The following is a 9,204-nucleotide window of genomic DNA, read 5'->3' as shown; positions in this document are numbered from 1 at the left end:
ATCTAATTGAACAAGGCTATCGATACGGAGACTTTGAAGCGCATAATGGACTATGGAGAATGACCCTTGATACCGATTACGATGTGCTTGCGCGTATGGCGTTAGTGCCTAGAGTATTAGAAGCCAGAGGTTTAGATGCCACACCAAAAATCCAAAAACGCTTTATGCATTCTGAATTCAATGCCATGGTTGGCATTTTAGACATTATATTTTTTGATGAAATCAATCATGTGAAAATCGGCAACACTTGGTTTCACTACCTTTGTAAACAAAGAAATATTGAGCCCCTGAGCGCCTTTGATAAGTTGGTGAAAAAACACATAGGCAACAAACTTCGGGGTTCATTCAACATTGAAGCTAGAAAATTAGCTAACTTTTCCAAACAAGAATTGGAATACCTAGAGCGTATCTAACCAATCAGCAACTTTAACAATAAGGCGCTCAACCGAACCATCATTCTTATTGTAATAATGTTGCGCATTTTCAATAATCATCTGCGCTGATTTTTTATTGCCTGCAATCTTAATTAGATGCTTCCTGTAGTCTGCTAATTTTCTCACCCCAGAAAAATCCTGGTTAGCATAAACATCCAAGATAGGCACCGACATCTTGTGAAATGGGAAACCATTAACAATCTTTTGCTTGTAATCTGTTGCACCCGCGCCAATACCAATATAACCTTCAATCTTGCTATCACCATATTTCTCAATGTAGCTTGTTGCCATATGTGCACCACAGCCGTGTGCAATCAGTACAATATTATCAATCCCTTTTTCTTTATAAAAATTAATCGCTACATCAATACGCTCATGTGAATAAGGGAAAATTGGCACATAATCGTAATATTTGGCCTCCTTACCCAATACTGGCATCTGTACCGATAATGTATGCCAGCCCTTTTCTGTCAAACCAATGCGTAGTGGCTTAATCGTATCCGACCAGTTTGCGTGCTGTCCACGATTATGCAAGATAATGACGCCACCCTTGGGTTTATCCGCTTCACTTTCCATAAAGATACTAAAAATTTCCCTGCCATTTTTAAGTGTTAAATACTCAACATCGCCATCCAGAACTGCATCAGCAATTTGATTGACAAGGCGATGCTCTCTATCAAAGTATGGATCAACCCCTACAAACTGATTGAACTCAGCGCGTAATTTATTCGGATTAAACTCACCAAACATTGGCAAGTCTGGCAATTTCGGTATAAATGGTAATGGAAAATCTGCATAAACACTGTGTGTACACACCAGTATTGTTAAACTTAGTAATATTTTATTCATTCTATTCTCTCTTCAATTTATCCAACGCAGTTTGTGCCTGCGGATGGTTGTTGTCTTTTGCTCTTTGAAACCAATAAGTTGCCTCCTTAAAACTGTTTTGCTCTAAAAATAACGAAGCCAGATTAAACTGCGCGTATTCATCATTCATATTCGCTGCTGTTAGCCACCATTGCTGCGCTTGGTTTTTCTTACCTTGTTGATAATACAACATTGCCAATTCACTCTGAGCATAAGAAAGCCCTTGTTTAGCAGCTTTTTCAAACCATTCAAATGCTTTCTTTTCATCTTTACTTACACCCAGCCCATGCAAATAACTCAGTCCAATATTATTCTGAGCTGGGCTATGCCCTGCTTTGGCAGCACGCATCATCCATACAAATGCATTTTTGTTGTATCCTGCCTGCGAGTAATGATAGCCAGTGCGATACCATGAGTTTGCACGACTGTCTGCAAATGCTGGTGGTACGCTTAATACCCCCAATACAAAGAGTGAAAACACCACTATAAAACTTTGATTTTTTTGCATTATTATGTACTTTTATTCTGTCAAGTCATTTCACAATAATGAATAACCAAAAAGATACTATTTTTTTACCAACAATAATCATTCATTATTATGTAACAACCTTGCAATAAAAAAGGGCGTTATTACGCCCTTTTCCTTAGTTAAAAGTCATTAAAAATTACTTCTTTAAATTGTTAACTGTACTAAGTCCTAATGAATGCCATGCATTCATACCACTGCGGTAATACTTAAGTTTGTGCTCTGGGTAACCCAGCGAAAGTAGCGCTCTAATTGCTGCAGGTGATTGACCACACCACAAACCATTACAGAACAAATACAAAGTTTTGGCTTTACTGAAGTTAAAAATACCATCTTGCTCAGTCACACCAAACCTTTTGGTTAGGATCTCCATCACTGCATCTGGATCCTTAGCAATTGCCTTAGCGTTTAGTTTCTTGTATGAGATGTTAACTGCACCTTTGATTGTGCCACCTTTTTTAGCGGTAGTCCAAACTGGCGTGCGTGCATCAATCACCATTTTTGACTTATCACCTCTAGAAATATCACGAAGTGCATAGAGAACATCTAATTCGCTCACTGTATCAACGGCTGCTGGTGCAAACGGGTTTGTCGGTTGGATACAAAACGGCGGACAAGGACGCGAAGTCTTTGCAAATACTGGATTAATAGTGGCTTTGTTGTTTTGATTACGAGAGATACCTGCTATGCTCATAACGCCTTTAGTGATGCCAACTGGCTTATTAGCTGTTACAGCCGTTGACGCTAATAATGCTACTGATGCAGCACTTATTACTAATGTTTTAAGTTTCATTTTGTTTCCTTTCTTTGTTATAAAAAAATAACTCTTTCGAGTTGGTTATTGATAGCCCTCTATCATAAGTGGCACTAAAAATTCTTGTCATTTATTTGCTAATCGCAACTAGGCTCTTCTTCTAAGTTGTGTTGTGCGTAATAATCAACCACACAAACCTCGCGTTTATCTTCATCATCAATGTCTTCGCAACGATCTTTGGCACCATCACGCACTGCTTGCATTTGTTTTTCAGTGGGCTCGTCATTTAAAACAGCAACACCATCTTTTACATCAGCAAATACATTAAAACTTAATAACAACCCAAATAATATGGCTAATTTTTTCATTGTTGCTTCCTATATTTTGATTAATTGAAAATTGTTATTATTCACAAGAAAAAATACTTTGCAAGTCTATCTATATTTAATAATATTATAATAATCCAATATTGTTGATCGATTATACAAATTCTAAGTGCAAATTTTTGTTGGTTGATGACACCTGATTCAAACTGTAACAGCATAATAAGATGACTGTAAACAATCAGATCTATACAACACTTTCCCTATGTTTGTTGTTGCAAGTGGTAGAGTTTTGCATAACCACCATTTTTATCTATCAGCTCTTGATGTGTGCCCTGCTCAGTGATTCTGCCTTTATCAATAAAAACAATCACATCTGCATCTTTAAGGGTGTTAAGGCGGTGAGCAACCGAGATAACGGTTCTATTTTTTCTTATTTCTGGTAGGTGGTTTAAAATAACACGCTCTGAAGCATAGTCTAAGGCAGAAGTTGCTTCATCTAAAATTAAAATCTTAGGGTTGTTAATAAGTGCTCGCATAAATGCGATTCTTTGTCGTTGTCCGCCTGATAAATTACTGCCTTTTTCGCTTAACATTGTCTCGTAACCTTGTGGCAATTCTTCAATAAAATCTGCACCGCACATTTTGGCAATTTTTTGTAATTGTTCTGTTGTAACATCAGGGTTAGCGAGCTTAAGGTTGTTGATAATAGTGTCTTGAAATAACTCACTATTTTGCAATACAACACCCATATTCATTCTTAATTCAGTTGGCGAGAGTGTTCTAATATCTAACCCGTCTATTAATATCTCCCCTGTAGTAGATTGATAAAACATTTGTAATAATTTGGTTAATGTGCTTTTTCCAGAACCAGAAGGCCCCGTTATACCAAGCATGCAACCTGGTTCCAAGGTTAAATTAATGTCTGATAAAACGGCAGGCAATTCTTTTTGGTAAGTGAAATAAACACCCTTAAAAACAATACCACCTGAAATCTTACTAAGGAACATATTTTTGGGTAATTCTTCTAACGGCTCTTTAAGAATTAAACTAATTTTTTTAATGGAAACCAATGTATATTGGAAATCTTGCCATATTTGTGCTAAACGAATCACAGGCTCCACAACATAATTGGAGTACATGCGAAAAGCAATGAAAGCGCCAATGGTTAAGTTACCTTCTAGTACTTCAGTAATGCCTAACCATAAAATGACAATAATCATTATTTTATTAATAAGTGAGATGCCTTGCATGGAAAAAATATTAGTCAATTCTGCTTGTGCATAGGCATGCTGATATCTACCTAATCGTTTTTCCCATTGACGGATGAATCTATTTTCTGTTGCCATTACCTTGATTGAGTTGATGCCGTATAAAGTTTCTGTTAATAATGCGGTGTTGTCTGCATTTGCATCAAAAGATTGTTCACTGCGTTTACGCACAACTGGACCTACTATTATCCAAAAGAAAAAATAAATCAGCAAAAATATTAATACAATAACCGTCATAAAAACAGAATATTGAAACATTACCGAGAAAAACACCACCACAAAAATCAAATCAATCACTAGAGTGAGTGAATTTCCGGTCATGAACTGCCTAATATTTGCCATTTCTCTCATAAAAGCGGTTATTTTTCCAATTTGATTATTTTGAAAAAAAGACAATTTCAGTTGCATTAAATGTTCATAAATACGACTGGTTAATTCTGAATCTATTTTAGAAGTTAGATTGGAAAAAGCGAAAGATCGCATCAATAAAAAAATCGGGTCAGTCAAAGCAAAAAATAGCATTGCTGTCATAATAGTTTGTAGAATGGTAAGGTTGAAACTGGGTAATGCGCTGTCTAAAAAATATTGAAATAATAAGGGTGTGAGCAGCATAATCAGCTGGATCATAATAGAGATAAAAATCACCGATAAAAATTGTTTTTTATGTTTCTTGATTGAAGGCAAAAACCATTGAAAAATAGAACCATTTTTAATGGGGACATTCTGCACGGTATTGGCATCATATTCTTCTAAATTATTGGCAATGGCAATACAGGAATTTTGCCAAATTTGATGACAATCTGGCATGCTTATTTGCCAGCTCTCCATACCATCAAAGACCGTGATATTTTCTCCGTCAAATGCCTCGAGGAGCAACCAATTATTTTGACACTGGATAAGCACGGGGAGGTGTAATTTATGCAATTTATTGAGATCAATTTGCATATATTCTGCATTAATACCCGCCCATTTAATGGCGTATATCAGATCAGATTGGCTTAAATGACTGTTTTGACTGCTGACCAATAAATGGCTAAGGCTTTTCAGTTCAATATTTTTTTCAAAATGTTTTAATAACTCAACGATGCAACGCAAGGCGTGGCTGTTGGCAGTGAGATTAGCGCTCTCTAAGTCCTTCATTGACATGCTCCAGAACAGGCGATAATAAATAGTCAATCACGCGGCGTCGCCCTGTTTCTATCCTAACAACGACTGACAGGCCTGCGTGTAAGCGTGTGGTTTTACCCTTATATTGTATTATGTTGTCTTTGAGGTTGATGGTGGCTAAAAAAACATACCCCATCTCTTCGTCTTCAACAGAATCTTGATAAATATTTTCAACCACTCCATCAATTGCACCGTATTTTATATAATTAAAAGCATCCAATTGCACGCTTGCTATTTGCCCAGTGCGCACAAAACCCACATCTTTGTTTAATATTTTTACTTCGGCTTTCAAAGAAAGTTTTCCGATGGGGACAATAGACATTAATTCTTGTGCAGAGGTAACCACACCGCCAATTGTGTTGATGGCGATTTCTTGTACAAAGCCCTCTATTGGCGCATAAAAACGCATGGTTTGTTGTTGGTTTTGATATTTTTTTAACGCCTCCGATGTTTCAATAATATCCAATTGATTTTTTTGGTATTCTTTGTAAATTTTATTTTTCTTTTGACTGATAGCAAATTTTTTATTACTTTTTTCTAATTGACGATTGTCGTTTATTTCGTGCAGTTTTGATTGTTTGCTGAGCAGCTCTTTTTTAGATTGTAGTAATTCCTTCTGCGCTTGCAGAAATTGTAATTCAGAAATGTCTTGATCATCAAAAAATTGACTGAACATTTTGACACGCTTGCGTGCATTTTCTATCATAGATTGCTCTAATTCAATTTCCTTTTTTAAATTGTTACTGGATTTTTTTAGATTGTCAATTTTGGCATTAAATTGTGCAATTTGTTTAAAGAATTCTTCTAAATCTAGGGTGGTTTGTCTATTGTGCAAAATGTTAATTTTAGGGGGCTTTTCCGCTTGTTCAATTTGCTCAATAATGGGGAAAATGTATTTAAAATTCTGCTGATTTTGTTGATAAAACGACAATTTCGCCTGAAAGTTGACAATATTGGTTTTTGCCTCTATGTCGCTCAATTGCACCAACAAATCTCCTTTTTGCACAACTTGCCCTTCTTTAACATAAATTTTTTCAATTTTTCCTGGATTCAAAGATTGAATTTTTTGCGACTTGCCAGAGACAATTAATTTACCTGTGGTATTTGCATAAATAGCAATGTGGCTAAAATAAGACCATAACAACACTATTGTTACAAATGCAACCACGCTCCAGCCAATTAGGCGAGAGAAATTTGTCGGCGCTTGTTTTTGAATGCGTAAATAAGTAGGGGAGAATTCAAAGGCTTTGTTGTCGATTTCTTTGCTAACAAAGATTGAGGAAAATTTCTTCTTAAGGTCTTGGTCGCATACAACCTTGCTGGCGGATAAATACAGATGACTGATAAAATTCATTTTTTGCTCAACGGCTAATTTCTTTAACCCTTTTTTTAGCAAGACTAAGGTGGGATTAAAAAAATTTCCAAGGTGATATAAATTGGATTTTCGACGATTATTCATACAAGACCTTTGTTAGATAAAGCGTAATTCATGAAGGGATAAGAGTTAAGTATTTGGTCTTATCTTCACCCGTTAAAATATCCGTTATTTTACCTTTATTGATAACCACCACTCGATCACAAGAGCGAATAGTGGACAAACGATGGGCGATAGTAATCACTGTTTTACCGCGTGATATTGCAGCCATATTTTGACGAATTAATGCTTGAGACTCTTCATCCAAAGCAGAGGTTGCTTCATCCAAGATGAGTAATTTTGGTTGGTCAATAATGGCTCTGGCAAAGGCAATTCTTTGTCTTTGTCCGCCTGATAAAGACTTGCCACCTTCTTGAATCTCAGTATTGTATCCCAATTGCATTTTGCGAATAAATTCATCGGCACCTGAGGTTTTTGCCGCCTCAATTACTTGCGCTATAGGCAAAGTTGGATTCTTATGGGCAATATTTGCTCGCACACTTTCTTGAAAAAGGTAGTTTTCTTGTAAAACAACGCCGATTTGATCTCTTAATGAATGTTTGTCTATTTTGTTAATATTAACATCGTCAATATAAATATCGCCAGAATCAGGCACATATAGACCTTGTATTAATTTGGCAATTGTGCTTTTCCCAGAGCCAGATCCACCGACCAATGCCACACTTTCACCAATCTCAATGGTTAAATTAATATTTTCAAGCACCAAATTACCAGTAGGTGTATATTTAAAAAACACATTTTTAAGTTCAATTTTTCCTTGCAATTTATGTGGAACCTGGTTTTTCTTCTTTTCAGCAGGTGTATTTAAAATACTGCTTAATCGCTCAACGGCTATTTTTGTTTGTAAAAATTCTTGCCACAATGAAGTAAGTTGATTAAGAGGTTGTTGAAACATAGACAACAACATATTAAAGGCAATTAATTGTCCAATAGTCATATTTAATGCAAATACTTCGGTGGCACCCAGCCATAAAATCAACACCCCCACAACTTTTGAAAAAATACTAACCATTTGTGAGGCAAAGGTATTTAATTTTTGTAAATTATAATTCACGCCAACCATGCTGCTGGTTTGCTTGTTCCAGCGTTTTAACATTACCCGCTCTAATGCCATACTTTTGATGGTTTCACTATTGGAGATAGATTCTGTTAAAAAGGCGGTATTTTTTGCTCCCTTGCTGAATGACAATTCAATATATTTAATCAGTTTTGGTGTCAACAACCAAGCGCTAATAAAATAAAATGGCACTGTAATGGCAACCACCAAGGCTATTTTTGGGGAGATATAATACATGACAAAAAAAGTGATGAATAAAAACACAAAGTCAATCACACTTAATAACGCTTTACCAGTAAAAAATTCACGCACACTATTAATCTCTTGCGCCCTACTCACTAACAATCCAACAGATTTGCTTTCAAAAAAAGCAATGGGCAAATGTATCAAATGCTTAAATAAACGCATTCCCAAACCAATATCGATGCGATTGGCAGTGTGTAATAATAAATATTCGCGTATACTGGTTAAGGCGATTTCAAATAGATTGGCACTCAGTAAGGCAATCAATAAAATTATCATCGTTGATAAGGCGTTATTGACAACCACTTTATCAATGACCACTTGAAAAATCAATGGCAAGATCAACGCCACAATTTTTAAAACGCAAGAAAAACTAATGATTTCTAATAAGGTATTACGATAACGCAAAAATTCAGGCACAAACCACTCAAGTCCAAATTTGGCGGTGTCTTTGACAAAAATAACATTGCCACTCCAAACTTGTTGAACATCAGATAATTGAAATTGAGCGGGCTCCTTGTCAGGACGCTGAATTAAAACCCCCTCTTGGGATAAATGAGCAACCACAGAAGGCTGATTATCTTTGGTAAAAAAAATAAAGGGCACTCTCTTTTGTAGTTTTTTAACAGAGAGTTTTGCTTTGCTAAACTGGAGTTTTAATAGATTCTCCTTGGCAAATAAATGCAGTTTTTCTTCATCATAGGTACTATTTTTACTTTCTTGAATAAGAATGTCCTTGGCAAGAACTTCTTCTCTTAATAGTAGGAATAACGTATAAACTGATTGATAAACTGGTTGCAATACTTAAGGCTCACTAAAAAACTATTTATCCCGAGCTTTTTCAATCTCTTGTTCAGTTGGAATAATGCCAGCTGCCTGAAAGCGCTGAATCATATCCTTCATTTTGTCATCTTGCATTAGCCCTTCAATCACACTTAGCATATACAAAAAACCATTTAACGGCATAGTGATTTGCCCCAAATCGTCAAATTTTGGTGCGTTATTGTCATCGGTTATTGGTTGTTCAGAAGATTGTGCCACTAAGTTCATTTTGACAATGCCATTGTTAACATTAATGGCACTAACAGTATCTACAAATATATTTTTGTTGTTCATATTTTATTCTC

9 protein-coding genes are annotated in these 9,204 nt (G+C 35.9%); 1 reads left to right on the top strand and 8 read right to left on the bottom strand.

The window, feature by feature from the left end; all coding sequences use genetic code 11:
- On the top strand, positions 1 to 413 hold a 413-nt coding region (locus BAZSYMA_RS08435), incomplete at its 5' end, for a ferritin-like domain-containing protein (RefSeq protein ID WP_143243177.1).
- Here the strand turns inward: BAZSYMA_RS08435 and BAZSYMA_RS08430 are convergent.
- The 8 genes from BAZSYMA_RS08430 to BAZSYMA_RS08395 form a co-directional block, all read right to left on the bottom strand.
- On the bottom strand, positions 399 to 1,283 hold the full coding sequence (locus BAZSYMA_RS08430; protein ID WP_090717908.1) for a DUF3530 family protein: 885 nt from the start codon (positions 1,281 to 1,283) through the stop codon (positions 399 to 401). The genes BAZSYMA_RS08435 and BAZSYMA_RS08430 overlap by 15 nt on opposite strands.
- 1 nt (position 1,284) lies before the next feature.
- A complete protein-coding gene (locus BAZSYMA_RS08425) occupies positions 1,285 to 1,809 on the bottom strand; it encodes a tetratricopeptide repeat protein (protein WP_090717906.1) in 525 nt (174 codons plus the stop codon).
- A 157-nt stretch (positions 1,810 to 1,966) separates the two neighbouring features.
- Positions 1,967 to 2,620 carry a rhodanese-like domain-containing protein gene (locus BAZSYMA_RS08420; protein WP_090717903.1) on the bottom strand — a complete coding sequence of 218 codons (654 nt, stop codon included), beginning with the start codon at positions 2,618 to 2,620 and terminating at the stop codon, positions 1,967 to 1,969.
- A 98-nt stretch (positions 2,621 to 2,718) separates the two neighbouring features.
- Positions 2,719 to 2,949 (bottom strand): hypothetical protein, encoded by a 231-nt coding sequence (locus tag BAZSYMA_RS08415; RefSeq protein ID WP_090717900.1) that lies wholly within the window; start codon positions 2,947 to 2,949, stop codon positions 2,719 to 2,721.
- Positions 2,950 to 3,167: 218 nt separating this feature from the next.
- Positions 3,168 to 5,315, bottom strand: coding sequence for a peptidase domain-containing ABC transporter (locus BAZSYMA_RS08410; RefSeq protein WP_202775943.1), 2,148 nt, complete (start codon positions 5,313 to 5,315; stop codon positions 3,168 to 3,170).
- Positions 5,293 to 6,696 (bottom strand): HlyD family type I secretion periplasmic adaptor subunit, encoded by a 1,404-nt coding sequence (locus tag BAZSYMA_RS08405; RefSeq protein WP_195910172.1) that lies wholly within the window; start codon positions 6,694 to 6,696, stop codon positions 5,293 to 5,295. Before BAZSYMA_RS08405 ends, BAZSYMA_RS08410 begins: the two co-directional genes overlap by 23 nt.
- 133 nt (positions 6,697 to 6,829) lie before the next feature.
- On the bottom strand, positions 6,830 to 8,878 hold the full coding sequence (locus BAZSYMA_RS08400) for a peptidase domain-containing ABC transporter (RefSeq protein ID WP_090717891.1): 2,049 nt from the start codon (positions 8,876 to 8,878) through the stop codon (positions 6,830 to 6,832).
- Positions 8,879 to 8,899: 21 nt separating this feature from the next.
- The gene (locus BAZSYMA_RS08395) at positions 8,900 to 9,193 is read right to left on the bottom strand and encodes a hypothetical protein (RefSeq protein WP_090717888.1); all 294 of its coding nucleotides are present in this window, start codon (positions 9,191 to 9,193) and stop codon (positions 8,900 to 8,902) included.
- Between the last annotated feature and the right edge of the window lie 11 nt (positions 9,194 to 9,204).

This window comes from Bathymodiolus azoricus thioautotrophic gill symbiont (assembly GCF_001298715.1).
In the GTDB taxonomy this organism is placed as follows: domain Bacteria; phylum Pseudomonadota; class Gammaproteobacteria; order PS1; family Pseudothioglobaceae; genus Thiodubiliella.
This window is presented reverse-complemented; position numbering and strand designations above follow the sequence as displayed.

What these genes read in the sequence shown, in the direction of transcription:
- BAZSYMA_RS08430 (WP_090717908.1), bottom strand. Translation starts at nt 1,283, where the DNA reads ATGAATAAAATATTACTAAGTTTAACAATACTGGTGTGTACACACAGT.
- BAZSYMA_RS08425 (WP_090717906.1), bottom strand. Translation starts at nt 1,809, where the DNA reads ATGCAAAAAAATCAAAGTTTTATAGTGGTGTTTTCACTCTTTGTATTG.
- BAZSYMA_RS08420 (WP_090717903.1), bottom strand. Translation starts at nt 2,620, where the DNA reads ATGAAACTTAAAACATTAGTAATAAGTGCTGCATCAGTAGCATTATTA.
- BAZSYMA_RS08415 (WP_090717900.1), bottom strand. Translation starts at nt 2,949, where the DNA reads ATGAAAAAATTAGCCATATTATTTGGGTTGTTATTAAGTTTTAATGTA.
- BAZSYMA_RS08410 (WP_202775943.1), bottom strand. Translation starts at nt 5,315, where the DNA reads ATGAAGGACTTAGAGAGCGCTAATCTCACTGCCAACAGCCACGCCTTG.
- BAZSYMA_RS08405 (WP_195910172.1), bottom strand. Translation starts at nt 6,696, where the DNA reads ATGAATTTTATCAGTCATCTGTATTTATCCGCCAGCAAGGTTGTATGC.
- BAZSYMA_RS08395 (WP_090717888.1), bottom strand. Translation starts at nt 9,193, where the DNA reads ATGAACAACAAAAATATATTTGTAGATACTGTTAGTGCCATTAATGTT.